26 protein-coding genes and 3 tRNA genes are annotated in these 26886 nt (G+C 50.7%); 10 read left to right on the top strand and 19 right to left on the bottom strand.

Translation table 11 applies throughout. From position 1 onward, the window contains the following. Nucleotide 1: 1 nt before the first annotated feature. Nucleotides 2-2350, bottom strand: coding sequence for a ferrous iron transport protein B (feoB, locus tag RUM_RS06115; RefSeq protein ID WP_015558305.1), 2349 nt, complete (start codon nucleotides 2348-2350; stop codon nucleotides 2-4). A 262-nt stretch (nucleotides 2351-2612) separates the two neighbouring features. Here feoB and RUM_RS06110 point away from each other — a divergent pair, with 262 nt between their 5' ends. From RUM_RS06110 to RUM_RS12060, 6 genes are all read left to right on the top strand, one after another. After that, a complete protein-coding gene (locus tag RUM_RS06110; protein WP_015558304.1) occupies nucleotides 2613-3212 on the top strand; it encodes a methyltransferase family protein in 600 nt (199 codons plus the stop codon). Nucleotides 3213-3412: 200 nt separating this feature from the next. Beyond that, nucleotides 3413-3877: a rhamnogalacturonan endolyase family protein gene (locus RUM_RS06105; RefSeq protein ID WP_015558303.1), complete on the top strand. Its 465-nt coding sequence runs from the start codon at nucleotides 3413-3415 to the stop codon at nucleotides 3875-3877. Nucleotides 3878-3985: 108 nt separating this feature from the next. Continuing rightward, nucleotides 3986-5158, top strand: a complete 1173-nt coding sequence (locus tag RUM_RS06100; protein ID WP_015558302.1) for a helicase-related protein — start codon at nucleotides 3986-3988, stop codon at nucleotides 5156-5158. 64 nt (nucleotides 5159-5222) lie between these two features. Further along, entirely contained in the window at nucleotides 5223-6305 is a 1083-nt protein-coding gene (locus tag RUM_RS06095; protein ID WP_015558301.1) for a DUF3991 and TOPRIM domain-containing protein, read from the top strand. A 5-nt stretch (nucleotides 6306-6310) separates the two neighbouring features. Then, the gene (locus RUM_RS06090; protein ID WP_015558300.1) at nucleotides 6311-6643 is read left to right on the top strand and encodes a hypothetical protein; all 333 of its coding nucleotides are present in this window, start codon (nucleotides 6311-6313) and stop codon (nucleotides 6641-6643) included. Between the two features lie 334 nt (nucleotides 6644-6977). After that, the gene (locus tag RUM_RS12060) at nucleotides 6978-8855 is read left to right on the top strand and encodes a plasmid recombination protein (protein ID WP_015558298.1); all 1878 of its coding nucleotides are present in this window, start codon (nucleotides 6978-6980) and stop codon (nucleotides 8853-8855) included. Between the two features lie 92 nt (nucleotides 8856-8947). Here RUM_RS12060 and RUM_RS06075 read toward each other — a convergent pair whose 3' ends face one another. The 12 genes from RUM_RS06075 to RUM_RS06020 form a co-directional block, all read right to left on the bottom strand. Beyond that, nucleotides 8948-9349, bottom strand: a complete 402-nt coding sequence (locus tag RUM_RS06075; RefSeq protein WP_015558297.1) for a type II toxin-antitoxin system HicB family antitoxin — start codon at nucleotides 9347-9349, stop codon at nucleotides 8948-8950. Between the two features lie 43 nt (nucleotides 9350-9392). Beyond that, the gene (locus tag RUM_RS06070; protein WP_015558296.1) at nucleotides 9393-9590 is read right to left on the bottom strand and encodes a type II toxin-antitoxin system HicA family toxin; all 198 of its coding nucleotides are present in this window, start codon (nucleotides 9588-9590) and stop codon (nucleotides 9393-9395) included. 778 nt (nucleotides 9591-10368) lie between these two features. Next, nucleotides 10369-10460: transfer RNA gene (locus RUM_RS06060), tRNA-Ser, on the bottom strand. A 26-nt stretch (nucleotides 10461-10486) separates the two neighbouring features. After that, a tRNA-Leu gene (locus tag RUM_RS06055) sits at nucleotides 10487-10569 on the bottom strand. 125 nt (nucleotides 10570-10694) lie between these two features. Further along, nucleotides 10695-13076, bottom strand: coding sequence for an endonuclease MutS2 (locus RUM_RS06050; protein ID WP_015558295.1), 2382 nt, complete (start codon nucleotides 13074-13076; stop codon nucleotides 10695-10697). Next, nucleotides 13073-13831 (bottom strand): DNA repair protein RecO, encoded by a 759-nt coding sequence (recO, locus tag RUM_RS06045; RefSeq protein WP_015558294.1) that lies wholly within the window; start codon nucleotides 13829-13831, stop codon nucleotides 13073-13075. The genes RUM_RS06050 and recO overlap by 4 nt, the downstream gene beginning before the upstream one ends. Continuing rightward, the gene (locus RUM_RS12635) at nucleotides 13764-13937 is read right to left on the bottom strand and encodes a hypothetical protein (RefSeq protein ID WP_156299967.1); all 174 of its coding nucleotides are present in this window, start codon (nucleotides 13935-13937) and stop codon (nucleotides 13764-13766) included. The genes recO and RUM_RS12635 overlap by 68 nt, the downstream gene beginning before the upstream one ends. A 72-nt stretch (nucleotides 13938-14009) precedes the next feature. Then, nucleotides 14010-14903 (bottom strand): GTPase Era, encoded by an 894-nt coding sequence (gene era, locus RUM_RS06040; RefSeq protein WP_015558293.1) that lies wholly within the window; start codon nucleotides 14901-14903, stop codon nucleotides 14010-14012. 9 nt (nucleotides 14904-14912) lie between these two features. Next, nucleotides 14913-15413, bottom strand: a complete 501-nt coding sequence (gene ybeY, locus RUM_RS06035) for an rRNA maturation RNase YbeY (RefSeq protein ID WP_015558292.1) — start codon at nucleotides 15411-15413, stop codon at nucleotides 14913-14915. After that, complete coding sequence (locus RUM_RS06030) at nucleotides 15406-16380, bottom strand: PhoH family protein (RefSeq protein WP_015558291.1); 975 nt, start codon at nucleotides 16378-16380, stop codon at nucleotides 15406-15408. Before RUM_RS06030 ends, ybeY begins: the two co-directional genes overlap by 8 nt. Before the next feature lie 124 nt (nucleotides 16381-16504). Further along, entirely contained in the window at nucleotides 16505-17656 is a 1152-nt protein-coding gene (locus RUM_RS06025) for a sporulation protein YqfD (protein WP_015558290.1), read from the bottom strand. Between the two features lies 1 nt (nucleotide 17657). Next, nucleotides 17658-17924, bottom strand: coding sequence for a YabP/YqfC family sporulation protein (locus RUM_RS06020; RefSeq protein ID WP_242821780.1), 267 nt, complete (start codon nucleotides 17922-17924; stop codon nucleotides 17658-17660). Between the two features lie 89 nt (nucleotides 17925-18013). Here RUM_RS06020 and RUM_RS06015 point away from each other — a divergent pair, with 89 nt between their 5' ends. From RUM_RS06015 to RUM_RS06005, 3 genes are all read left to right on the top strand, one after another. Further along, the gene (locus RUM_RS06015) at nucleotides 18014-19081 is read left to right on the top strand and encodes a hypothetical protein (RefSeq protein WP_015558288.1); all 1068 of its coding nucleotides are present in this window, start codon (nucleotides 18014-18016) and stop codon (nucleotides 19079-19081) included. Nucleotides 19082-19168: 87 nt separating this feature from the next. Then, nucleotides 19169-19711 (top strand): hypothetical protein, encoded by a 543-nt coding sequence (locus tag RUM_RS13100; protein ID WP_015558287.1) that lies wholly within the window; start codon nucleotides 19169-19171, stop codon nucleotides 19709-19711. A 468-nt stretch (nucleotides 19712-20179) separates the two neighbouring features. Beyond that, nucleotides 20180-20266, top strand: a tRNA-Leu gene (locus RUM_RS06005). 146 nt (nucleotides 20267-20412) lie between these two features. On the opposite strand, the gene RUM_RS06000 is transcribed toward RUM_RS06005, so the two are convergent. The 4 genes from RUM_RS06000 to RUM_RS05985 all read right to left on the bottom strand — a co-directional run bounded on the left by RUM_RS06000 (nucleotide 20413) and on the right by RUM_RS05985 (nucleotide 23568). Beyond that, nucleotides 20413-21606 carry a site-specific integrase gene (locus RUM_RS06000; protein WP_015558286.1) on the bottom strand — a complete coding sequence of 398 codons (1194 nt, stop codon included), beginning with the start codon at nucleotides 21604-21606 and terminating at the stop codon, nucleotides 20413-20415. Nucleotides 21607-21705: 99 nt separating this feature from the next. Further along, complete coding sequence (locus tag RUM_RS05995; RefSeq protein ID WP_015558285.1) at nucleotides 21706-21924, bottom strand: helix-turn-helix domain-containing protein; 219 nt, start codon at nucleotides 21922-21924, stop codon at nucleotides 21706-21708. 9 nt (nucleotides 21925-21933) lie between these two features. Beyond that, nucleotides 21934-22458 carry a type II toxin-antitoxin system PemK/MazF family toxin gene (locus tag RUM_RS05990; protein ID WP_015558284.1) on the bottom strand — a complete coding sequence of 175 codons (525 nt, stop codon included), beginning with the start codon at nucleotides 22456-22458 and terminating at the stop codon, nucleotides 21934-21936. Between the two features lie 639 nt (nucleotides 22459-23097). Continuing rightward, nucleotides 23098-23568 carry an RNA polymerase sigma factor gene (locus RUM_RS05985; protein ID WP_015558282.1) on the bottom strand — a complete coding sequence of 157 codons (471 nt, stop codon included), beginning with the start codon at nucleotides 23566-23568 and terminating at the stop codon, nucleotides 23098-23100. A gap of 517 nt (nucleotides 23569-24085) precedes the next feature. Here RUM_RS05985 and RUM_RS05980 point away from each other — a divergent pair. Next, nucleotides 24086-24424: a helix-turn-helix domain-containing protein gene (locus RUM_RS05980; RefSeq protein WP_022403726.1), complete on the top strand. Its 339-nt coding sequence runs from the start codon at nucleotides 24086-24088 to the stop codon at nucleotides 24422-24424. A 64-nt stretch (nucleotides 24425-24488) separates the two neighbouring features. On the opposite strand, the gene RUM_RS12405 is transcribed toward RUM_RS05980, so the two are convergent. Next, nucleotides 24489-24662, bottom strand: a complete 174-nt coding sequence (locus RUM_RS12405) for a cysteine-rich KTR domain-containing protein (protein ID WP_081460003.1) — start codon at nucleotides 24660-24662, stop codon at nucleotides 24489-24491. Nucleotides 24663-24699: 37 nt separating this feature from the next. Then, nucleotides 24700-26886 (bottom strand): ABC transporter permease, encoded by a 2187-nt coding sequence (locus RUM_RS05975; RefSeq protein ID WP_015558281.1) that lies wholly within the window; start codon nucleotides 26884-26886, stop codon nucleotides 24700-24702.

Below are 26886 nucleotides of genomic sequence, written 5' to 3'. Positions count from 1 at the left end.
CTTAAAATCCCAACAACATGCCCACCAGATGCACCAGACAGGCGGCGATCCAGGCGATCACACATTGTTCTACCACCACGGCGATTGCCCACTTTGCCCCAAGCTCCCGCTTGATGGATGCCACTGCTGCAATGCAGGGGGTATACAGCAAGCAGAACACCAGCAGACAGACTGCCCCCAAGGGCGTGAGCATAGCGTACAAAGCGCTGCTGTCCGGCATCAGCACCGACAGAGTGGAGACCACGCTTTCCTTTGCCAGCATACCGGTGATGAGAGCGGTGGATATCCGCCAGTCTCCAAAGCCCAGAGGCCGGAAGATGGGGGCGATCCAGCCGGCTACCAGAGCCAGCATGCTGTTCTGGGAATCCGCCACCATGCGAAATTTCGGATCAAAGGTCTGCAAAACCCAGATCACGATGGTTGCCACAAAAATCACGGTAAATGCACGGGTGAGGAAATCCTTCGCCTTTTCCCAAAGCAACTGTGCCACATTCTTCGCTCCGGGCATCCGGTAATTGGGCAGCTCCATTACAAAGGGCACCGGCTCTCCCCGGAACAGACTGCCCTTCATCAGCAGTGCCGCCAGAATCGCCATGAGAATGCCCCCGAAGTACAGCAGGATCATCACCAGCGCCCCATGCTTCGGAAAAAAGGCGGCGGTAAAGAACCCGTAAATGGGCAGCTTTGCGGAACAGCTCATAAAAGGCGTCAGCAGTATGGTCATTTTCCGGTCACGTTCGGAGGAAAGCGTGCGGCTTGCCATAACTCCTGGCACCGTGCAGCCGAAGCCGATCAGCATGGGAACAATGCTTCTGCCGGACAGACCGATCTTCCGCAGCAGCTTATCCATCACAAACGCCACCCGTGCCATATAGCCGCTGTCCTCCAGCATGGACAGGAAGAAAAACAGAGTCACGATAATGGGCAGGAAGCTCAGCACACTGCCCACGCCTCCGAATACTCCGTCGATCACCAGGGAATGCAAAGCGGGATGCACATTGGCGGCGGTCAGCCCCTGATCCACCAGATCCGTCAGCAGTCCGATGCCCCGGTCAAGCAGATCCGACAGAAAGGCGCCGATCACGTGAAAGGTCAGGAAGAATACCAGTCCCATGATGCCGATAAAGGCAGGGATGGCGGTGTATTTTCCGGTGAGGATCCGGTCAATGCGCCGGCTCCGGGCATGCTCCCGGCTTTCGTGAGGCTTGACCACCGTAGCGGAGCATACCTTCTGAATAAACCGGAAGCGCATATCCGCAATGGCGGCGGCACGATCCAGCCCCCGTTCCTTTTCCATCTGCACTACGATATGTTCCAGCCCGTCCTTCTCATTCTCGTCCAGCTTCAGCTGCTCCAGCACATCTCCATCGCCCCCTGCCAGCTTGGAGGCGGCAAACCGAAGCGGAATTCCCGTGTCCGCCGCATGATCCTCGATCAGACTCATGATCCCGTGGATACACCGATGCACGGCACTGCCGCTGCTGTTGGGATCGCAGAAATCCTGCCTGCCGGGGCGCTCCTGGTACTTGGCAACGTGGAGCGCATGGTCGATCAGCTCGTCAATGCCCTCATTCTTTGCGGCAGAAATGGGCACCACCGGCACTCCCAGTGCCTGCTCCATTTCATTGATGAGAATGGAGCCGCCGTTCTGGCGCACCTCGTCCATCATATTCAGCGCCACCACCATGGGAATATCCAACTCCAGCAGCTGCATGGTCAGGTACAGATTCCGCTCAATGTTGGAAGCGTCCACAATATTGATGATGCCCCAGGGCTTTTCCTGGAGAATGAACTGCCGGGTGACGATCTCCTCGCTGCTGTAGGGAGACATGGAATAAATGCCGGGCAAGTCCGTGATCCGGGTATTGGCATGGCCGATGATCTGCCCGTCCTTCCGATCCACCGTCACACCGGGGAAATTGCCCACATGCTGATTGGAACCGGTCAGCCGGTTAAACAGGGTGGTCTTGCCGCAGTTCTGGTTGCCCACCAGTGCAAAGGTCAGCATCTCTCCTTCCGGCAAGGGACATTCCCCTGCCTTAGTGTGAAACTTGCCCCCCTCCCCCAAGCCCGGATGGGGAATATCCCGCAGGCTCCGCTGGGATGACTTGGATGCAGGGGCAGTGGGGATCTCCTGCACGAGGATCTTCTCCGCATCCGCCAGCCGCAGGGTCAGCTCATACCCATGTATCCGCAGCTCCAGCGGATCTCCCATGGGCGCAAACTTTACCAGTGTCACCTCCGCATCCGGGATCAGACCCATATCCAGAAAGTGCTGCCGCAGGGCGCCTTCTCCCCCAACAGACCGGATCACGGCGGTTTTTCCAATTGCTAATTCTTTCAGTGTCATATATCAAACCTCTGTTACTGCAAAGCATTCCAAATCGGAACGCCTGAAAATGTGGATACATTCAGCGGGAGCTGTCTCCCTGCTGAAGCTGTCCAATTCCTTTTATTATAGTATAGGAAACAGCGCTTGTCAATGCATGCGCCTGCCGTTTTTAAGGCAACACGGCGCCGCAAAGGCACGTCTTGACAAGCATACCGCTGATTTGATATAATAGTCGATATGCAACATACACTACGCAATTTAAGAGGAGCGAAGGAACACCATGAAAATCCCATTGGAAGAACACCTGCCATATCGCCTGCTGGCGCTTGTGGTACTGGTGTTTTTTTACATCATTTACTTGCTGAAAATGTGGGCGCAGAAGCGTCAGGGCATTTGTACCCAGCAGATTGACCGCCAAAAGGAGCCCTCGATCCATAGAGTGGAAATCTGTATGAGCATTGCCACAGTGGGAATCATCCCCGCTCAACTGCTGTCCATTGCATTCGGCTGGAGCTACCTGCCGGATAGCGCCCGTTTCACCGGCTTTTGCCTGGGGATGCTGGGAGATCTGATCTTTCTGATCTCCGTTCTGTGCATGCGGAACAGCTGGCGCGCAGGAATCCCGGACAAGGATCGGACAGAGCTTGTCACAACCGGCATCTACCGTTTCAGCCGCAATCCGGCATTCCTGGGGTTTGATCTGCAATATCTGGGGGTGCTGCTGATGTTCGGCAATGGACTGACCGCAGGCTTTACGGTCTTTGCGGCAGTGATGCTCCACCTGCAAATTTTGCAAGAGGAGCGTTATCTCACGGAAACCTTCGGCACGCCTTATCTGGAGTATCGAAAACAGGTATTCCGGTATCTGGGACGGCGCTGAGTTGAAAATCCCAATGAGGAAACCATACTGCACGAGGATGTGGATACGCCGCATCCTCTATTTTTATGCCATTTTGCAGCATGACTGAAAAGTGCATGTTTTAGGCAGAATTGTGCATTGACAGGCATTTCAGGCTGAGATACAATAGCATTATAGCGTAGTTGTGAATAAGAAAAATAAGACAACAGGGGGATTTTTGAATGAAAGGAATTTTCAAACGAACCATCGCTGCAGCACTGGGTGTTCTATGTGCTGTACCATTTGCCGCCATGTCGCAGCCAGACAGTCAACCGGTCACTGTCCATGCAGCTTCTGTCCGGACGGATTCCTCCGGGCGAAAGATGGAGTATCTGGACCGAGGCGTGTATGCGGTCAACGCAGGCAATGCGGTATTTGTAAGCTGGCGCTCGCTGGAGGAGGATCCTGCCGGCTGCGCCTTCAATCTCTACCGGACAACGGATGGCACCACAACCAAGCTGAACGCCTCCCCCATCACAGGAGGCACAAACTACACGGATACCACCGCTGACCAGACCAAGGACAACACCTATTTTGTCAAAATGGTGACTGGCGGAGCAGAAACTGCTACGGACGGCAGCTTCACCCTCAAGGCAGGCGGCTCCATCTTCACAAAGGGCAACGCAGGCGCCGCCCAGGTCATGTGATCCTGTACGATGGCGCACGTCGTGAAGTCGCAAGCATCAGCGAAAAAAGCATTTCGCTGAAGAACCTTGATGCGCCTGATTTCGGCGGCATACTGACCGGTACTTCCGATGTACTTGCCTATTTTCCGGGATATCAACGCAGGAAAATATCGTGTGGTAATCGCTTCTACCAGCACTCTGGGCACGGGTGCAAACGTGCAGGAACGTCTCGCTGCTGTACATCATGTGGATATCCCCTGGAAGCCAAGTGATTTTGAACAACGTGAGGGACGTATCCTCCGCCAGGGGAATTCATTCAGTGAAGTACAGATTTTCAATTACATCACCGAAGGGACAATGGACAGCTACCTGTATCAAGTCGTTACCGACAAGGCAAGGTTCATTGCGCAGCTGCTGGATGATGAAACACCGGCTCGTATTTCTGAGGATTGTGACGATAAAGTTCTCACATACGGCGAAATGCAAGCAGCAGCAGAGGGCAACGACAACTTCCGCAAGCGTATTGAATTGGGCATGAAGGTTTCGGAATTGCAGTTTGCGAAGGCGGAATTCCAACGGGAAACTGGCGAGATGCGCAAAACGGTCGCAGCCATTCCGGAGCAAGTCGCTGCGCTCCGTGACCGTATTGACAGTATCAAATGCGATATCGAAACAATTGACCGCATGAGAAATCCGGAGGGCAAAATCGAAGATCTGACCGTTACAACGGCAACAGGCAATACGCTGACCAAGCAGGAGGACATCAATCTATATCTGCAAGAACTGCTCATACAAAAATCAAACGCACCGTTTAATGAAGTTCCGTGTTTTAAGATCAATGGCTTTCAAGTTACGGTGGAACTGGTTGGTTTACAGCAAGGCTTTGCATTTGCTGTACAGGGCGAAAGTCCGGTGGCTTATCGCACAGCAGCGGAAATCCACGACAAAAGTAATAATGCGCAACGGCTTTTGAATCTGTTGAACAATGGCATTGCAAATGAAAAAACAAAATGTGAAAACAGAATTGAAAAGCTGAACACTGATCTGATTCAGGCGACAGAACGGCTTGCAGTTGCATTCCCCCATGAGCAGGAATTGCAACAAGCGCAGTCGGAATTGGCACAGGTTGAAGCAGAGCTGCTTGGCATCACGGAAATGGAAGCGGCAATTCTGGATCCAGATGAGCAGCCCATTGAGGAAACCGCCGAGGAAAAAAAGAAACGGGAAAGTTTTGCGAAAAGTGACGATGACAATGATCTGAACCCAAACACAAGCGGCGAGGTTTTACCGCCGATCATGTAATTACAAATTGAAATTGCCCTTGCAGTTTTTGTGAGGGCAGTTTCTTTTTAACAAGGAGGAGAACATGAACAACGATGAGTTCAAGCAGCTCAGTGCAGCTGCACGCAGGGCAAATCTGCTTGACTATTTTCAGAACAGCGGCTATACAGTGGAGAAAAAAGGCGCAGAGTATTATATCAAAGAATTCTCCGGACTGTGCGTCAATCCGGACAGAAATCTTTGGTTTCATCATTATTCCGGGAAGGGCGGCAGCAGTTCCATCGATTGCCTGGTGCAAGTCCTGGGCAGAGATTTCAAACAGGCTGTGTTTGAATTGACGGGCAAGGATATTACAACAGTTCGTTCAAAGGAACATACCGGAGAGTATAAGCCCCAGTACACAGCACCGCCAAAGCCTGACCACTCTGCCCCGGAGAAAAGAGAATTGCAGATGCCGGAGCAATCAAAAAACATGCGGCAGTTGTTTGCGTACATGTGTCAATCAAGAAAAATTCCTGCACCGATCATTGAGGAATTGGTGCATGCCGGTCTGCTGTACCAGTCCGAACGCATGGTTACAGCAACAACGGCAACGGGAGAATCCAAAACATATCGCAATGCAAACGCAGTCTTTGTTCACAAAGATGCAGCAGGAAAAGTTGTGGGTGGTGAGATTCAGGGACTGAATTCATTCAAGCGATACAAGGGGATCGCAACCGGCACGGGAGAAAGTGCTTTCATATTTCATCCCGTACCGGCGAAGGATGGAAAAATCCATCGTGCATACATTTTTGAATCAGCCATTGACCTGATGAGCTTCTACAAATTTTGCGACAAGAAGAAAATGAGCGGTGCTGTTCTGGTGTCGATGGCAGGGTTGAAGCCGACGATTCCGCTGAAGCTACAAGCAGAGGGAGTCGAGATTTTTTCCTGCGTTGACAATGACGATGCCGGTCGCCGATTTGAAAAAGAGAATGGATTTGTTCGTCCGAAAGGTGTGATTGAACAGCTCGACAAGCAGGGCTTTAAAGACTGGAATGAGCTGCTGGTTTTCAAATCCAGCAATCTGGATGCACACTTGGAACGGCAGCAGCCTGAGCCGGAATTGCTGGAACGGACAAATCAAAATGAAAGACCAAATCTGGCGTTGTCAAGAAGAATGAGGTGATCCAAATGGAGAAAAAAATCAAAGCCAAGGATAAACCGGAAACACTATTTCTTTCTCCGGAACTGACCAATTATTTGTTATCTGCCCTCGCAAGGATTGAAGAAATCGACACCGGCAATCGTTACGCACAGTTGGCAGGTCAATTGAAACAAACCATCCTGCGGTTCTCAAAAAAGGAACAGCGAAAGGGGGATAACCGTGCAGCGGTCATCCTCTACGGGAAGGAAGCATCCGCACTGATCATGCTTCTGACTGTTTATATCAGCGCAGTATCAGACTCTGAACCACATGACTTTTTTTCTGAACTCGGAAAAAATAGAAAGGGTGAAATCGTATGATTGTAAATATTTTCTGTTGTGAAAAGGGTTTGGGAATTCCCAATCTGCGGAGCAGACAAAACGCTGCAAATCATTTTTCGGAGAAAAACTTTTTGGGTTCTCCCGAAAAGGAATTGTGCAGCGGTTTAGCCGTCAAGGTCGCAGACTTTGCCCAATATTGGAGCGGAGCGAGAATTCTGTTTTGATCGAACGCTTTTTGCGTTTGACAAAACAGATATTGGGTAAATTGTATCCATTCCGTCGGAACGGATACTTCAAGCACCGCAAAAATGCGGTGTGCTGAAAAAAAATCAGCGCACTTGGCTGAAAAGAAAAAGGAGCGAAGGACGAGAATATGGACGCATACAGCATCAGTTTTACACTGGGCAAGGCAAGTCATCCACACGGAGCGAACCTCCGGCACAACAACCGGAAATTCCTTGCCGCCAACATTGACCCCACCCGGACAAAAGAAAATGTGACGTACAGACAGCAGAATGTGTGTGCAGCCTATCACCACCTGTTCGACCAGGCTGTCAAGGAATACAACGACCAACAGTATCGCAAAGACAGAATGATCGATGATTACTATGCCAGGATCGCTGCCAGCAAAAGAGAAGAAGCATTCTACGAAGTCGTAGTGCAGTTTGGCGATGTGAAAACCGCTTCCTGTGAAAGTCAGCGTGGAGAGATTGCCAAGGAGATGCTTGAAGATTACATGTTTTCTTTTCAGCAACGTAATCCAAACCTCTATGTATTCAATGCAGTGCTGCACATGGACGAAGCGAGTCCGCACCTTCACATCAACTTTGTACCCTTCTACACCAAGGGCAGAAAGAACGGCTTGTCCAAAGGCGTTTCCATGAAGCAGGCTTTAATAGAGGAGGGATTCAAGCCAAAAACCACAAAGGATAATCAACTGGTTATGTGGGAGGAAGCTGAGCGCAAAGAAATGGAGCGCATTCTGCACCGGCACGGCTTTGTGCGTGAGGACAAAAATGCCCACTATGCGCACATGACCGTTGAGGACTTCAAGTACTCACAAGATCTGAAAAAGCTGCGAGCACAGCTTCGGGATGCAAACACTGTGACCGAAATGGATCACGAGGAAAAAAGCATCCGGCGGCTCAAGGATCGGCTGGCTGCTCTGGAGCATGAAACCGCAAAGCTGAAAAAAGAAAAACGCTCCCCCTACAAAGCATTCTTCTATACGCTCCCGGAAAAGCAAGCGTATGTGCAAGCAAAGCTGGATGCGCTGCAAATCCCGTACCGGGAAACGGAGAACGGATTTGAAGCGCAGGAGTGCTATGTGGATCAGATTCGGAAGATCGAAAAGGAGTACAGCCCAAAAACCAATCAGCGTGAGCAACTTCGCAATGACATTGACAGACTGCTCATGCAAAGCAAGGACTTCGAGGAGCTGCTTGAACGTCTGCATGCCGCCGGATATGAAGTGAAGCAGGGCAAGTACATCTCTGTCAAGCCGAAACACGGTGGCTCCTTCCTGCGGCTCAAGGGTCTGGGCGAGTACTACAGCGAACAGGCGCTGCGGAATCGGTTTGCAGAAAAAGCACGCTACGAGCAGCAGCTTGCACAGCGTGTGGCGGATGCAAGGCGGCAGTCCACTCCAAATGCTGTTGTGCTGCGCACCATTCAGTTTTACACGATCTCATTTGCAAAGGGCGGTCTGCCGATGCACCGGCGCAACCAGCAGAAGCCGTTCGCATGGACAAACGATGCAGAACTGGATGCCCTGCTGGCACTAAACCAAAAAATCAATGACGGTGCTACACTGAATTCCCTGCGTACAGACTTTGCTGAAAAAGAAAAAGCGGCAGCTGATGCGGAAGGCAAGCTGCACACTGAAGAACAAGATTTGCAATCGTTCTATGATTTGAAAGAGAAACTGCTGATCGTTTATGAGGGGAAACCGTCACGGCTGTTCACAAAAGAACAGGCAGTTGCCGCCCTCCATGCATATCCGTCCATCACAGCACAGAATTACCGGAACGTGGATGCACTGATTGCCAATCAGGAAGCAGCTGTCCAACAAGCTGCTGCGGATCTTGCGCAAAAGCAGAAGGAGTTTTCGGAAAGCTCCGATACTCTGGCAACTGCTGAGAAAGTGTTCGGCGGAACGTATGTGCAATCCCTTGCAGCAGAGGAACGGCAACGTCGGGAAACACAATACCTTCCGAACGGAATCAAGTCAGCAAACGGTGAAGGAATTTGAGAAAGCATTTTTCTTTTCAGTTTGGTATCGTCTCGCTTGCGGTTGAAAAAATATCCCCTCTGAACCAGCAACACTGGCTAAGAGGGGATTTCTTATTTCTGAAGGCGGAGCTTTTCCACCAGCGCTTCCTGCAAAACAGCAGAGAAATTGATGCCTGCGTGTTCAGCTTCTGCATTGATCCAGGACGGAAGCGACAGTGTTTTTTTGATAAACCGCTTATGTTGCTTTGCTCGGAACGGCGGCATATACGCTTCCACCAGAACCAGTGTTTGATGTTTACCAACCTGGATCTGATCAAAGGGAGTGGGTTCCGGAATTTCTTCTCCGTCCTCCTCCATGCCAAACAAATGCAGCAGCATTGCTTCCTTGGCATTGCTTAACGCTGTTTCAAGATCTCCTGCGCAAGGCAAACAGCCGGGTAAATCCGGAAATTCAATGGAAATCCCTTTGTCCTCCTGTTCAAAAATTGCCGGAAAAACGTAATGATCCTTCATCGTGATTACCTCCTGTTCGAGTGGCTTTATCATGAAGCAGAGATCATACAAAGTGAACCCCTGCTTGTTTTTCGATGCTTTTCAGTGTTTTGATGGGAATATCCTTGACCGGGTGCGTAACCGTCACCCTCCCCTTTTTACTGGGATGCTTGAATTGATGGTGATCCCCTGCACAATTCACCTCGTACCAACCATCCGCTATTAATTGCCGGATGATGTCCCTGGATGAGAAGCTCTTCATTTCTTCTGTCGAGTAGACAGCTCGACACTCCTTTCCTGTGATTCAAACTGTAAAGGGATGTCCCAGCCCTTTACGGATCCTCTGTATCTATTATAGCACGTAAGTTGTTACGTGTCAATATTATTTCAACCGAATACATTGCATAAAAAAATCGCCCCTTCGGACGATTCAAAAAAATATTCGACTAGCTATTGACTCGCTCCCCAAAATGTGCTATAATGAAGGAGCGATGAATAAAGCATCACACGGGGTGCAGATGGACTGCAATCCAAATACACCCCATCATCAGACTGGTGGATTAAGCACCTGACTGACTTAGTGCAATGGCTATATCGTGTTCCATTGTAGCACGATTATAGATATTTGTCAAGAGCCTTTCAGACTGCTTCCACACTTGGTCTGAAGGGCTTTTCCTTTTCGCATAGAAACTTGACAATTGCATACAATTGATTGTCCGGCTTTCCGGCTCATGGAGTGGAAACATATCCAGCACATCCGTCACATACGCAAAGACAACCTGTTCAGCATGCTGAATCAACCCGTTTTTTCTTTTCAGAAAGGTAACAACGGCAAGGTATTGAGCGAACCATATGCATGACGGTGAATCGGTAGGCATACCCGAAGGATGCGATAACAATGCACCGGCAAGCGCAGGGCGGTGATAGAATGATACACCCTGTAGGCTTTGCAAGCAGACGGATAATTGATGATACAGTAAAATACATTAGATAGCCGAAACGAGCCGCTGTTTCGTGACTCGTTTCGGTATCATGTGTTTTGGCGGAAAGAGAGGGATTCGAACCCTCGGTACGCTATTAACGTACACACGATTTCCAGTCGTGCGCCTTAGACCAGCTCAGCCATCTTTCCATCTATGAAATCGTATCGTCAAATAGTGGTGCGAGTGACGGGACTTGAACCCGTACGTCGAAACACACGCCCCTCAAACGTGCCTGTCTGCCAGTTCCAGCACACTCGCAACGATTCTTTTTATGTCGCCGTCAATCGACTGCTTTAATATTATATCAGAATGTTTGGCATTTGTCAAGCACTTTTTAAAATTTTCTCGAAAAAATTCTGCCCGACAAATGCCGCCTGCATTCGTTACTTCAACTCCACGATGGTGACGCCGTCCTCCCCTTCGCCGAATACTCCAAGCCGGAAGCTCTTTACGTATTTCAGCTCCTTGAGCCGGCGATGTACCGCCGCCCGCAGCACACCAGTGCCCTTGCCGTGAATGATGGTCACGGTAGAAATGCCGGACACCAGGGCGCTGTCCAGAAACGCCTCCATCTGATACACGCCCTCGTCCGCTGCACAGCCCCGGATATCCAGTTCCATGGCGGCACTGCGTGTCACCTTGCTGCTGACGGATTTTTTGGCTGGCTGCCGCTTCTTGCCGTTGAGCATCACCTTCGCCGCCTGTTGCAGCCGCAGATTCTCCAGCTTCACCTTGGTTTTCATAATGCCGATCTGCACAAACACCATGTTGGAGCTGTCCGGTTCCGCCAGCACCGTTCCCTGCTTGTCAATGTCGGTGACATACACCGTATCGCCTTTTTTCAGGGGGCGGGGCAGCTTGTACTGCTCCTGCATCCGCTGCTGCACCGGATTTGCCGCATCATGCATCCGGGCAAAGCTGTTTTTGGTACGGGATTTCAGCTGGGACACCCGGTCAGAGAAGGTTTCCCGGTCTTTTTCATGTCGCAGCTGCTCCAATTCGTCAATGAGTCGGTTGGACTCGATCTTGGTGTTTTCGATGATCTGCATGGCAGACTGCCGTGCCTGCTCCAACGCCGCATCCTTTTCCTGCTCCAGCTGCTTCAGCTGTTCCCGGAGTGCCTGCTCGTGGGCCTGTGCCTCCAGTCGAGCCTGCCGCAGCTGCTGATTCTGGGTATCCAGCTCCGCCCGGGCAGCCTCCAGCTTTTCAATGACAGATTCAAACCGGGTCTGTTCCGTGCTGACCAGGGTCTTGGCATAGGCAATGATCTGGGGCGGCATGCCCAGATGCTCGGAAATGGCAAAAGCATTGGACTTACCGGGAGAGCCAATCAGCAACCGATAGGTGGGCTGCAGGGTTTCCAGGTCAAATTCGCAGGATGCATTCTCCACGTCCGGGGTTTCGATGGCATACAGCTTCAGTTCCTGGTAATGGGTGGTGGTCATCAGCTTGGCACCCTGCCGCTTCAACTGTTCAATGACGGATACTGCCAGAGCAGCGCCCTCCACCGGATCCGTGCCGGATCCCAGCTCATCCAGCAGCACCAGACTCTGGGCATCCGCTGTTTTCAGAATCTCAATCACATGGTTGGTGTGAGCAGAGAAGGTGGACAAATTCTGCTCAATGCTCTGGGCATCCCCAATGTCCACAAGGATATGGGAAAAGACGGACACGCTGCTGCCGTCCCCGGCGGGGATCAGCAGACCGCACATGGCCATGGCGCACAGCAACCCTACGGTTTTCAGGGCAACTGTCTTACCGCCGGTATTGGGACCGGTGATGATGAGCGCCTGATACTCCCTGCCCAGGGTCACGTCAATGGGTACCACCTTGGCAGGATCCAACAGCGGATGCCGCGCCTTTTTCAGCACCACCGCCCCGTCATCCGTCAGCTGGGGCAGGGTGGCTTTCATTTTCGCCGCCAGATTCGCCTTTGCAAAATACAGGTTCAGTTCGGCACACACATGGTAATTTTCGATGAGTACATCCGCATAAGCACCGCATTCTGCGCACAGATTGGTGATGATCCGCTCGATCTCCTCCTGTTCCTGGCTTTCCAGAAGCCGGATATCGTTGTTTGCCTCCACAATGGCAATTGGCTCAATAAAATAGGTTTGCCCAGTGGCGGAAGTATCGTGGATCAGCCCCTGTACATCCCCCCGATGCTCTGCCTTCACCGGCAGTACATATCTGCCGTCCCGGAGGGTCACGATGGACTCCTGCAAGTACTTCTGCATGGATGCGGAACGGATCATTTTATCCAGGGTATCCCGCAGCTTCTGACCGGACTGGGCGATCTTCCGGCGGATGGACGCCAGAGCGGTGCTAGCTCCATCGGCGATCTCCTCCTCCGACAAAATAGAACGCTCCAGCTTGTCCCGCAGTGCCGGATTGGGCGCCAGCCGGGAAAACAGATATGCCAGGGAGGTTTCGCTGTTCTCGCAGTGACAGTACCAGTCATCCAGGCTCTGGATCTGGTTCAACAGCCGTGCAACGCTCAACAGTTCCCGTAAAGAGATACGGGAGCCGGATTTTGCCCGGAGCAATGGGGCGCACACATCCTCCATCTGGTAGAAAGGAGGAGTGCCGTACTGAATGGACAGCTGCAACGCATCCTCGGTCATGCCCAACAGCTGCTGTACCCTTGCCGGATCGGCACTTGGTTCGATTTCCAGAGCCATCTGCCGGGTGCAGCTATTGGAGGTTTCCTCCGCCAGCCGCTCCAGAACCTTATGTAGCTCCAGGGTTTGAAAATAGTGATTCATGGTAAATTCTCCAGAGATTTGTAAAAGTCCAGCGTCCGGAACTGCCGTTCCAGATGCAATATCGTATAGCGTTCCGCCAGGACGGACAAGGCAGATGCCGTCCCCTCCCCCAGGCGGAAATGGAACAGCCGGTCAAAATCCGACAGCACAATGTGCCGGACAGCCTGCAGCACAGAGCCGCTCACGGGCATCTGTTCCCGATCCGGAGCAATCTCTCCGGCACAGTGGGCACAGATGAAATTTCCAGCCTGTAAGCGAAAAATCAGCTGCGCTGGTGCATACTCGCCGCACACGTCACAGCATACAATATCCGGCATCATGCCCAACTCTGTCAGAAACCGCAGCTCAAACAGCGCCTTCAGCAGGGGGACAGGCCGGCTGCCCTCCTCCAGGTAATGGAGGGTATTGAGCAGCAGACGCAGAATATCGGATTTTGCATGCTCCGCCCCCACCGCAAAGCCGATCAGCTCCGAAAAATAGGTGGCAAGACTCAGCCGGGTCAGATCCTGTCGCAGGTCGTAGAAAATCCGCTCCACCTGGGCGCTGTTCAGATAATACCGATCCCGGCGGCTGTCCAGACAATACTGCCCATAGGCGTACAGCTGGGATGCGGCACCGTGCCGGCTGGTGATTTTCTTCGCCCCCCGGACGGATACCTCCAGCACCCCCTGGTCTGCGGTGAGCAGATCAATAAACTTGTCCTGTTCCCCCACGCTCCGTTCCCGGATGACGATCCCCGTCACTGTGGTCAGCATGCTTCTTGTCACTCCCTGCCGGGCGGCTCCGGACTGCACGCAGTCCCCGATACCGCAGATAATCCTCTACACTGCCGCTTTTGGCGAATATCTCCCAATTGTCCATACGGATCACTTCCTCTCGGTAACAGTGTATCCGGATGAGCGGCAATTATGGGTTGAAATCCGTACCAGCGGATCAATCCTCCGTCAGACCAAAGGAGCGGATCAGTCCCTCCCGGTTCCGCCAGTCCTCCTTCACCTTCACCCAGCATTGCAGATTTACTTTAATGCGGAAAAAGTCCTCCAGGCTTGTCCGGGCGGCAGATGCCACACGCTTGAGCATAGCGCCCTTTTTCCCGATGACGATACCCTTATGGCTTTCCCGCTCACAGTAGATCACCACGGAGATATCCAGAATATCCTGCTCCTCCCGTTCGGTCATGGATTCCGTCATAACGGCAATGCCGTGAGGCACCTCATCGTCCAGCATCCGCAGCAGTTGCTCCCGGACCATTTCCGCTGCGATCACCTTTTCCGGCTGATCGGTGAACATTTCATCCGGGAAGAAGTGGGGGCTTTCCTTGGCGTGGGACAGGACCTCCTGCTCCACCAGATCCACCCCGTCCTGCTCCGTCACGCTGATGGGAATGATGCTGGCCGGGTCAAACCTGCTCTGGATCCCCACCATCATACCTGCAAGCCGGGTCTTGTCCTCCAGCAGGTCGATCTTGTTGAGGATTACGATCACCGGACGCTTCCTGCGCTTGCAGTCCAGCAGCATTGCCTCCTCCTGGGGGGTCATCTGCCGGGTACAATCCATCATGAACAGCAGCAGATCAATATCCACCACCGATTCAGTGACCGTGTTGAGCATATGCTCACTGAGCTTGTTTTTCGGCTTATGCAGACCCGGCGTATCCATAAACACCAGCTGTGTATCCCCGATGGTCTTGATGCCGGTGATCCGGGTACGGGTGGTCTGGGGCTTGTTGCTGACAGAGGCGATCTTCTCCCCCACCAGGGCATTGAGCAAAGAGGATTTTCCTGCGTTCGTTCTGCCCGCAATGGTTACAAAAGCACTTTTCGGCATAGAATCGTCTTAGTCCTCCGTTACAAAGCTGATATCCCGGGCAATGCCCAGCTTTTCCAGCACGGCTTCTTCCTTCTCCCGCATCTTCCGCTCGTCCAGGGGACTGGTTTCATGATCGTAGCCCAGCAGATGCAGCATGGAATGTACGGTCAGAAAGCCCACCTCACGTTCCAGGGAATGACCGAAATTATGCGCCTGCTTGAAGGCAGTTTCCAGAGAGATCACCACATCCCCAAGCAGTACATAGCCGGTTTCCTGGTTTACATCCGCCTTGCCGTCGGACAGCAGGGGGAAGGAAAGCACGTCCGTCACGCTGTCCTTATTCCGATAGATCTTGTTGAGATTACGGATCTCCTGATTGCTGACAAAGGAAACGCTCACCTCTGCGTCCCGGTCAAAATGCTCCGTAGCCAGCACAGCCTGACAGCAGCGGCGGATCAGCAGACGGATCCCCACCGGCACCTTTACATCCGATTGATTGTTTTTTACATATACCTTGAGCTTAGCCATTTTTGCCTTTTCTCCTTTCATTCTGATATTTCTCGTAGGCAGCGATAATATCCTGCACCAGTTTGTGCCGTACCACATCCCGTTCCTGGAACTGATGAATGGCAATGTCATCCACATTCCGCAGTACCTTCATCGCCTCCACCAATCCGGAACGTTTCGCATCGGGCAGGTCGATCTGGGTGATGTCCCCGGTGATGACCATCTTGCTGGAATTTCCAAGCCGGGTCAGGAACATTTTGATCTGCTCCGGTGTGGTATTCTGGGCTTCATCCAGAATGATGAATGCCTCGTCCAGGGTGCGTCCCCGCATATAGGCAAGAGGGGCAACCTCAATGCTTCCCTTTTCCATGTTCCGCTGTACGCTTTCCGCACCCAGCATTTCATACAGTGCATCGTACAGGGGCCGCAGGTAGGGATCCACCTTATCCTGCATATCCCCCGGCAGAAAGCCCAGCTTTTCACCAGCCTCCACCGCCGGACGGGTCAGCACGATACGGCTGACGGCATGGGCACGGAATGCCTTCACCGCCATTGCCACCGCAAGATAGGTCTTGCCGGTGCCTGCCGGGCCGATGCCCAGTACGATGGTGTTGTCCTGGATGGCTTCCACATACTTTTTCTGTCCCACAGTCCGTGCCCGGACGGGCTTGCCGGATATGGTAACTGCCACCGCATCCGCCGCCAGCTCCTTGAGATCCTGCATGGCACCCTCCGCCACCATGTTGGTCACATAGCGGATGGTCTGCTCCCCCACATTTTCTCCCTGGGGAGTCAGCCGTAGCATGGCTTCAATGGCCTGCGCAGCCCCCTGCGCCGCCTGTTCCTCACCAGTAACCTTGATGACCGTACCCCGGTTCAGCAGCGTTACATGGTACTTTTCCTCGATGGCGTGCCGGGTCTTGTCAAAATCCCCGAAAATCGTCAGGATCTGATCCATGGTATCTACTTGGATGATTTTTTCCGTCATATACTTTTTCCAACGCCCGAAGCGTCTCTCTCTCCTTTCCGCATCCAACAGCAGTCTGTGGACGCAGTTCACGCATCTTAATTCAGTATATCATATTTTTCAGAAATTTTAAAGGAGCATTCAATTATTTTATGAAAATTTCACGGATTGTTCCGATTTCTCCGCATATTACATAGCGAACATCACAATAAATCACCGAATCCTCCTGCCGGAATTCCAGGGTTTTGTCCTGGATCTCATCGGAGCCGTGAAAATTCTGCTCATACTGGGTGCATTTCTCCCGCAGCAGCGCCTCCGCCTCCTGCCGTTCGTATGCGCAGATCCGGTAGCCATAGGGGATGTAGGTGCAATGCAGGATCCCCATGGGAATCTCCCGCCCCAGCATGGAAAACCGGGTCTCACTTTCGGCATACTCATACATGGGCAGCTGCACCTCCCCGAAGTACAGCGGGATCCGCTGACCGAACAGGGACAGCACCCGGCGGCGCACCGGCTCCTCCGGGATCCGCAGTTCCTCCGCCAGGGGCTGGGCAAAGGTCATGGTTTCCTGATACACCCCGGTCACAGAGCCGGAGGCGTGGAAGTAGCTGACTGCCCCCGTTTCCTCCTCCAGTACGCCGCTGATGAGCACATCCCCAGCCTTCACCCCATCCCCCACCTGCCGCAGCACCATGCCGCAGGCAGGCATAATGGACTGAATGCAGGCATCCCGGGTGGCAACATAATTGCAGGGCACCCGGTCATGCAGCATGCCGGGCTGGGGGGTGGCTTCCGCCACATCCACCACAACTCTCCCCCCGGTGTGCCGGATGCCTGCCCAGCGAAGCTCCGGAATGGCAAGCCGCAGCTTTGTTTCGCACATGCGGAAATCGATGCCCGGGATCCATGCCCCCTGGTCGATGCCGATCTCCTCCAGCACCCGACGAATCTGTGCCTCCGGCACGGCTGCATTTCCCGTCACTTCCACCTTTACGATGAGATTGGACACCCAGAAAAACACCAGCAGGATCCCCAGAACTCCAAGCACTGCCCCATACCGGAACTTGATCCGGTAAAAGGAAAACCGCAGCCCCCGCCGTTCCGTCACCGTCAGCTGCACCTTGTGTTCCTGCGCCAGGAGTCGGGCTTTTTTCAGATGTCCCGCAGGCAGGGCCGCAGAAAACGCCCCCTCCCGGCAGCGCTGATCTGCACAGATCACCCCATTCTCCCGGAGCCCCTGCATGAATCCGGACAGGTTCGCCCCCTCCACCCGGATGGATACCCTTGCCCCCAGCATTTCAGGCACCCACCGGAGTCAGCTCCACGTTCCGGATCTCCCCGCTGACCCGGACGCCTCCGGCATTCAGATCCGTAACCGTCAGTCCCTGCCCCCAGATCTGTATGGACAGTCTTCCCGTCCGAAGCCGCACCAGCACATCATTCAACTCCAGGATCCGGCGGCAGTTTTCCACCAGTACATCCCGGTTCTCCACAATGTGCAGCGTGGTGCTCAGGCTGCAAAAGTCCATGGCTCGTTCCAACCCTCGTTTGCCCATGCTCATCACCTCAGGCAAGTATATGTCCCCGGGGACATAAAAATGCCCTGCCAGCCATAGGCTGTACCAGTGGGAAAATCCCCGGAAAGGAGGGGCTTATGCGACAATCCACACACAATCTTTGCTTGCTGACGGGACTGTGCATTGCCGGCTGGGCACTGCTGCGGCATGGAGCAGCGGCGGCAGAAGCCATCCGGACGGGCATGCAGGTCTGTATGTTCCAGATCGTACCCTCCCTGTACGGGTTTCTGATCCTCACAGGCGTGCTGCTGCGGATGGGGCTGCACCGGAAGCTGGGACGGCTGTTTCGTCCCATTGCGCGGCATGTGCTGCACATGACCGAAGGGGAATTTGCCGTGTTTTTGTGCAGTCAGCTGGCGGGGTATCCGGTGGGAGTGCAGATGCTGACGGATCTGGTGGGGCAGGGAGAAATTCCGCCTCGCCGTGCCGCCCGGCTTGCCGGGGTCTGCTTTGGCAGCGGCCCTGCCTTTGTGCTATCCCTGGTGGGAACGGCTCTGTATCCCAACACGCCGGCAGGCAGTCTGCTGTTTCTGAGCGGCATGCTGGCAAACCTGATCCTGGCAATCCTGTTTCGCCCGGAAAAACCGGACGCAGCGGCTGTCCCGACAATGCCGGTGCTGCCGTTCAGTCTGGCTGTCGTCAGTGCCACCCGTGCTGCTGCATCCGGTCTGTGCAGCATGTGCGGCATGATCCTGCTGTTCCGGCTGCTGCTGGCTCCCCTGCCCGGTCTGCTGCCGGATGTGCTGTCCACTGACGTAAAAGCCGGGATCCTGAGCCTCCTGGAGATCTCCTGTATCACCCGGATGCCTGTCATGCAGCTGAGCCTGCTGCCGGTAGTATGCGGTCTGCTGAGCTTTGGAGGGATCTGCGTGTTCATGCAGCTGCTGGCATCCGGAGGAAACTGGATGCACAAAGCAGAATTTCTTGCCATGCGTCTGCTGGCAGCGTTGCTTTCTGCCGGACTGTGCAAATTGGCAGCGCCCTTCTGGATGCGGAATGTGGCAGTTTCCGCCTTTGCCGGAACCATGCGCATGACACAAAGCGCCACACCTTTGCTGCCGATTCTGCTGGTTCTGATGACGTTTATGATTCTTTCGCAAAAAAAGCTGGACAATTCCGCGAAAGCATGCTATAATAAAATGTAGATTCAGACAACACCGCACAAGGCGCATCCAAGGCTTTGTGCGGTGTCGCCTAAACGAACGAATCAGTTTTTGTATGAGGTGATTAAAATGGGTCTGTTTGATATTTTTCAAAGAGGCGGCAAATATTTCGACAAAGACATTCCACCCCACTGTGAATACTGCGATTTTGGCAAGCGTGCCAAGGATGGCAACAAGGTTCTGTGTGACAAGCGAGGGTTAGTAGACGCTGATTTCTCCTGTGCTAAATTCGTTTATTCTCCTCTGAAGCGGATTCCCGTCAAGCAGTTGAACCGGGTTGGCTTCCTGGATGAGGATGATGAATTCAACGATGATGACGAGCAGGAAGAGCCCCAAAAGCAGCCTGATGCCAGACAGGCACCTCCGCCCCTTCAGGCAGCAGATGCTGCTCCAGCACCTGTAACGTCCACGCCACAGCCTGTAGCACCTGCACCAACACCGGAGGAAAAGTCCGTGCAGAATGGTGCACCCGTCCCGGAAGAAGCACCTGCATCAGACACACCTAAGCAGGAAGCAGCCCCGACGGATGCTGCGGCAGACGCTGCTGCACTGGAAGCAGAAAAGGCAATGGAGGCCGCATTCCAGGCTATGAACCAACCCAAAAAGTCTTAAGGCAACACCGCACAAAGAATGTGTGGTAGATGTGCCAACAGATTTTTCGTCAGATTGCATAGAAACGACGCAGGAATACTGGCGTATTGCAAGGAGTTTCTGTGTGATATGACGGAAAATTCGTCAGCAGATGCTGCGCATAGCCGACAGGCGGGCTTTGTGCGGTGTTGCCTTAAGGAACTATGCAGCTGCACCAATTGGTGCAGCTTTTTTCTGCACGACCTATTGACAACGGCAATTAAAAATGGTATAATAATTATGTTCTGATTTCATACCATGCCGGTGTGATGGAATTGGTAGACGTAGTGGACTCAAAATCTACTTCGCCGTTTCATACTACCGTTCCGTAAACCCTTGATTTTACAAGGCTTTTTGAAAACTGAATATGTAACTTGCTTTTAATGTCCCTCCACGATGTCCCTCCGATTTCTCGGACAGGACATCGGGAGACGACTTAAAAATATAAATGCCGGTGTGTCGGAATTGGCAGACGAGACAGACTCAAAATCTGTTATCCGCAAGGGTGTGTGGGTTCGAGTCCCACCACCGGCACCAGACCTTAACAGCTCGTAAACCCTTGATTTATCAGGGTTTGCGGGCTTTTCTTTATGCTCTGCTCCGTTATGTAACGCCCCTCCAGCAACAGCAAATGCACTGTTTTATGGCTCATTTTTAGGAGGGACATTGGAGGGACATGAGCGTTATTTGGAGGGATATACACCCAAAATCGCATTGGCAGACGCAACCTTTGAACTGAAATTCAGGTGCGTATAAATGTTTGATGTGGTCGAAATGTCGCTGTGTCCTAACCATTCTTGAATCTCTTTCAGGCTGACACCGTTTGCATACAACAGACTTGCGCAGCTATGCCGGAGATCGTGAAAGCGAATTTTCCGCATACCATTCTTTTCAAGCACCAGCGGGAAATGCTGGGTGATATAGCCGGGTTTTACAAGCTCTCCGATCTCGTTGACATAGATATAATCGGTGTATTGCCGACAATACGACCTGCCGCACAGCTTTCGGTTTAGCTCCTGCTCCGCTTTCAGGCGGTACAACAGTTCCTCAAATGGCGGTACAAGTGGCAGGCTGCGATAGCTGGCCTTTGTCTTTGTACGATCCTTTTGGATAATTTTGCTCTTGCCGTCGATAGTCGCCTGCGTTACTGTGTGCCGTATGGTGATCGTTTTCTTCTTGAAGTCAATCGCATCCCATTTCAAGCCTACGGCCTCGCTGCGGCGCAGTCCGTAAAACGCGCCGAGAATCACGCCAAGCTCTATGGGGTCGCCCTTTACCACCTCAAAAAGACGGTTTAGCTCATCTTCCTCATACGCGCTGCCGACAAACTTTTCTTTTTTCGGCCGTTCAATGCGATCAGCCGGATTCGTGTCAATCAAACCGAGTTTGAAAGCGTGCTGCAACGCCTTTCGGATATTTGCGTGGCGGTGTATGACCGTGTTTGCGGAAACGCCCCGCACCGTCAGTTCATAGGTGTAATAGTCCTGAATGTGCTTTGGCTTTATCTCCCGTAAGAGCAGACCGGGGTGGTGTTCCTCAAAGTATGGGATAATTTTGCTCTTGATTCCCATAGAATACGCACCGTAGGTCGTTTCCTCCACATTCTTTTTTATCATTTCCAACCAGTCGAGCAGAAATGTTGTAAAGAGAATGGAATCGGTGGAAACCTTGCCTGTACTGCGTTCTAACGCTCTTGCCTCCAACTCTGCTTCTTTGGCTGAACGGGCTTCTATAAGCATTTTTTCGGCACGCTTCTTATTTCCCTTGACAGGGAGCCCCGTGGATTTTGACGGCGTGTGCCGTTTACCGTATTCATCCACATAGTTGAGCACGATATGATAGTACCCGTTTTTCTCTCGCAGATGTCCTGCTACCATAATAAAACCTCCTTTGAGTGGTGCAGCGTAGATTCATCTGCCATTGACACTATCATTATAGCAATCCGAATCTCATAGGCCAAATGTGCAAATGAGGTTTCACGCATTAGATTTTTCTATCAATTCCAAATACTCTAAAATGTTGAGCTTTGGGATTCGATAACGGCGGCCGACAACAAAACTTTTAATCGTGCCTGCTTTCAAAAGGCGATATGCTGTCTTGGTACTTATGCCGCCGAGCATTTCACACATCTGCTCAACTGTAACGACATCAGGATAATCGCAAAAAAGGAGTTTATAGGCGTCCTGTGACTTCATAAGCGCCTCCTATCTGCCTTTTGGAATGACCTCATAATTGAAGCCATCTCTGCGGTTGCAGTTGGCACAAGCGCCGTGTTTCTCCTGCGGGGATTCAACCTTGCGTAAATCAAAAACACCCATACCGCAGAATTTATCGGCACAGGTGTTGCAAAGGCAAAGTATGAGTTTTTTCGGAATACTATCTATCAGATCAATGCTGATAGCAAGGGCGTGATTCATTTCTGTAATCTGTCCAGCCGATAGTCTGCCGACAAAATTATTCAATCGGCGTTTGTCAATGGTTCGCAGTTGTTCCAGAAGAACGATAGAGGGCTGTTCAAGGCCACATTCCGTCCCGATGTAATAGTGAGTGGGTAATTTGCTTTTCGTGGCTGTACGGCTTGATATGGCGGCCACAATGACCGTAGGGCTGTGACGATTACCGACATTGTTCTGAATGATAACGACCGGGCGATAGCCCTCTTGTTCCGAGCCGACACCTTTGCCGAGATCAGCATAGAAAATATCGCCCCGTAAATATGTTTTGTTCATGATTTTGACCTCCCAAATAAATTTAGACGGGTATATCCCGCCTATGTAAGAGGTCAAGCAGCAGAACAGGAATAAGTCGGAAAGGTATAAATAAATCCCTGCTTTATAGAACCGTTCCGCCGCTTGACCGTTTATTTTCAAATAATCCTATTTGTCCTCGACACCCCGGATCGTTATGGGAAGTCATCAAACGGCTGGCGGCTCACCAGCTCCACGGGAATCTCACCCCCGGTAGGTTCTCTATCGGCTGCTCTCATTGCCTGCGACGGCTCACACACGAAAAATGCTGCTCGCTCGGACTGTGACTGAACAGGAGTATCATTAGCCCTATTGCTTATCATCGCCATACCGGGAGCCTCCCGATACTTATAGCCGGCTGTTTATCGCTCCTTGCCGGAAATCAGAAAGCCAAAGACCGTATAATCAAAATAGGTGTAATCTCGTTGCTTCTGTTTTCCGCAAATCGTGGCGCAGCCGCTAATGTGGCTTATGCTCATCACAATAGCAATAGGAATGTGTTTGATGAATGGGTATTCAGTTGTAAAAGAGCAAACCCATTCACCGCACAAAACGGAAAACAGGCAGAGAGTTTTCGTACCTCTCCACCTGTTTCCTCACTTAAATCCTAAAACACAGGGACTATTTCAAAATTTTTTTCAAATTATTCAGAGCGGCATAAATCGAATCCTGCACCGTCTGATATTTGCATCCCTCCATTTCTGCAATTTGGGAGTATGTAAGTCCATTGAAATAATACAGTATGAGCCTGCGCCGTTGTGTTTCGGGCAGTTTGTTTATAGCGTTGTGCAACGCCTCATACCGCATATTGCGAAGAACCGCATCCTCAACCGATTCCGGGAGAACAAACGCCCGGTCATATAAAGTAGCCTCGGTAAGTTCTGAATGCTCGTAATGCCGATCCATTTCATTAAGAAATGAAAGATCGTCCAGTTCAAAGCAATCCAGAAGTTCAAATAATTCTTTGTTTATCAGCAATTCCCGTAACACACCTTGTCCGTCCCGAAAGGAAAGATAATGCTTGTCCTGTCGTTTGGAAAGTGTATAGGGATTGTCTTTGTCTTTTCTGCGTTTTGGACGCTTCTCGTCCATAGTCGTTTCCTCCGATCAATCTGAAATTTGAGAAATTCAGATTGATCGGGGCGGTGAACGACAGCGTGGTAACGGTGCTTTGCTATATACAAAAACGCACCTGCATAACGGCAAAAATCGCCGTAACACAAGTGCGTTGTATTCTGTGTCAGATAAAAGGTGGTCTGTGGGTTCAGGGCGCGAGCCACAATATCCCGATGAAGAATTTAGACTTTTTTTGACCGTGTACCATCGGGGTGTAGGCGGTCTAAATCATACAATCATATTCGCTGCTTATAATCAGCAGCGAAGCGTTGGCGGCAGTCCAGCGCATAAAAAATCCCTCCAAACCAAAACGCTGAATTGGAGGGATAGGCACAGCAAAACACCCCGGCAAAACCTCGTTTTTTTATTTGTCAGGGCTGTTATTCTATTCAGTTCAACAATTTACGAACTGTCCGTTCATTTATAATTGAATTACCATGCCATTATCAACATGACATAATTAGGTACAATTATATGTGGAGGTGAACCGACAGTGCATAAAGAACCTGAAACGCTTGGAGAAATCCTTAAAACTGCTCGTATGCGTGCCGATATTACAATGGAAACGCTGGCGGAAAGAGTTGATATTACCGAGCGATACTTATATCGGATTGAGAACGAGGGAAAGAAACCCAGTTTTGATGTCCTCTATAAACTCATCCGGGAACTTGCAATACCAGCGGATTCGATTTTCTATCCCGAAAAGCCGTCCAAAGATTCCGAAATAGAAAATCTTGTCCGTATGCTTTACGGCTGTAATGAGCGTTCAATGGAAATTATCAAAGCAACCGTAAAAGCCACATTGGAAAGTCAACCAAAAGAACAATCATAAAGCTGCTTTTCAAAAAACAGAGCCGATGATCTGCGAGGTATCTCACAGGTCATCGGCTCTGCGTCTATGCGTCCGGCTCTTTGATGACAACTATATTCAAATTTTCAACTTCGATCAAACTTTCCTGCTTGCATTTCGGACAGTAGAGAGGAAAATTCTTTAATACTGTGTCCTCTCTGATTTTGTCACGCGTTTTACTACCGCAGGTTGGGCATAAAATCCAATGCTCATTTCTCATTGCATCACCGCCTTTTCATACAATCATTTTTACATCATCACACAAAATCATTTCTGACATCCGCAATAATATCTCCATTTTTGATTTTCCATAGCCCATATAGCGATGTAAGAAACATAATAAGGAACATAGCCAATGAAGATATTACAAATGCTCCAAGCGGAAATACAAAATCAATTACCGCACCGACTACAATGCTTTTATATATCAGATAGCATAACGGCAAAGAAGAAATGCCGCCGATTAAGATCGCAAGCAAACCATTCCGCAGGTTTTCGATGCAGAGCATAGCAAACAGCTTATTTACCGTCATTCCTACCGAACGCAATACCGCAAATTCACGCTTACGCATATTGAGGCTCGTAGTTATGACATTGAAAACATTTGCACAGGATATTACGGTCAAGAGAATTAAAAAGGAAGTTGAAAACAGCTTTATCATTGCGGCAAAGTTTCTCTGCGATTCATAGCTTTCAGCAGAACTGAATATTGACACATCTTCGGCAAGACCAACGCTCGTTAAATAATCCGTTGTGTTTTTTTGAATGTTCGCATAGTTTGGGGATTGTATCATTATTTCCTTGCTTGTGATTTCTGCATTAAACTCAGGCATACGGCTTTCGGGAATCAAAATACTGATGCCTCCGTAATTCGGTCTGAATTCAAGCGGAAAGTCATAGTTGCCAACCGTAAAATTAACGCTGAAAAAGGTATCGTAATAATTCTCATAATCAAAGCGGTCATTTGGATTTGCGTTAATATCTTGGCTGAGCCGTTCACTCGCTGCTTCACTCATATAACGCACATCGGCGTGATAGCTTCCGTCTTTCAAGATAGGAAAACTCGTGCTTTTACTATCCTCGTCGATTTCATCATAAAAGGCACTCGCATAAACGGAATTATCATTTTTAAGTCCATTTTGCGAAAGGAACTCGGAATAGCGTTCATTTGAAATAATGAATATATAAAACGGAGCTTTATATAATTCGGAGCTTTCTTTAAGTGTAGCCCAATCCGAGCCTCGGTAGCTGTCAGTTATCCATTCCGAATCAAGTAAAACACTATGGAAATGTGAGGGACTTTCCGCAAACCAACCGACTTCATCAATGCCGTCCTGCGATTTTACAAAGCTGTATAGCTCATCAAATTCTTTCGTGCCAAACTCCATAGAATAGTTCATACGCAGATCGTAGCCTATGTTCTTCCGTTCTGCTTCTACAAATGAGAGCATATACAGGCTGAACGCATTTGCAGACACAAAAAGAAAGATACTGATTGCAAGCGAAAATGTTATTGCACGAAACGCTTTCTTTTCTCGTTTTATAGTACGCTTTGCAAGCAAATTTTCAGCAGAAGAAGTAAAGTTACTGCACTTTACTTTCATCACGCCTTTTTCACCTTTCAGATTGCCTATTATCGAAATTTTAGAAGCAGCGCGAGCAGGAACACCGGCGGATAGTAACACCAACAGATAACCGAAAATTGCTGTCATCATAAGCAGCCATCCGTTTATATGCAGCCGCATACCAATGTTCACATAGAGTACTTTCCCCATATATGCTCCGAAAATATCAAGCAACGCCCAAGAAGTCAAAAGACCGAGGACTATACCGATCGGTATCGCAACCGTCCCAAGTAAAAGAGCTTCGGAATATACAATCGTGCGAATATCTTTTTGGGTTGCACCAATCGAGGATAAAAGTCCGAGTTCTTTCGTCCTTTCGGAAACGGATATAGCAAAGGCATTGTATATCAAAGAAATTGCACCCACAGCGATGATAAGAAGCAAAGCGGCGGCAATCCCCATTATTAGGCTCTTAATACTCTCGCTTTGTGAAATCCCGAGATAGGAAAGCAATTCCGTGTGATACGAATATTCTGTTGTTTCACTTAAATATCGGCTTGCAAATTCGTACACCTCGTCTGGATTTTTAAGTGTAATGCGGAATACATCATTTTCGTCAATGGAGATCATTTGGGTGGATAAAACGCCCTCTGCCGCTTCAAGGTCTGCTATTTGTTCTGCGGTGGTGTTATACACGGCAATATGCCAATTTCCGTCCTTTTCGATAATGGAATCTATCGCAGAATCGAGCATAGAATTTAACAGCGTAAAAATCGTACACACCATGAGGACGGACAATACAATTCCCATAAGTGTTATCAGCGTTCGCCCTTTATTTTTCCGCAAGCTCCTTGTTGCAAGTTTAATACAAACACCCAT

It is taken from the genome of Ruminococcus champanellensis 18P13 = JCM 17042, from assembly GCF_000210095.1.
Lineage (GTDB): Bacteria > Bacillota > Clostridia > Oscillospirales > Ruminococcaceae > Ruminococcus_F > Ruminococcus_F champanellensis.
The sequence above is the reverse complement of the archived record's forward strand: the minus strand, read 5'-3'. Positions and strand labels throughout refer to the sequence as shown.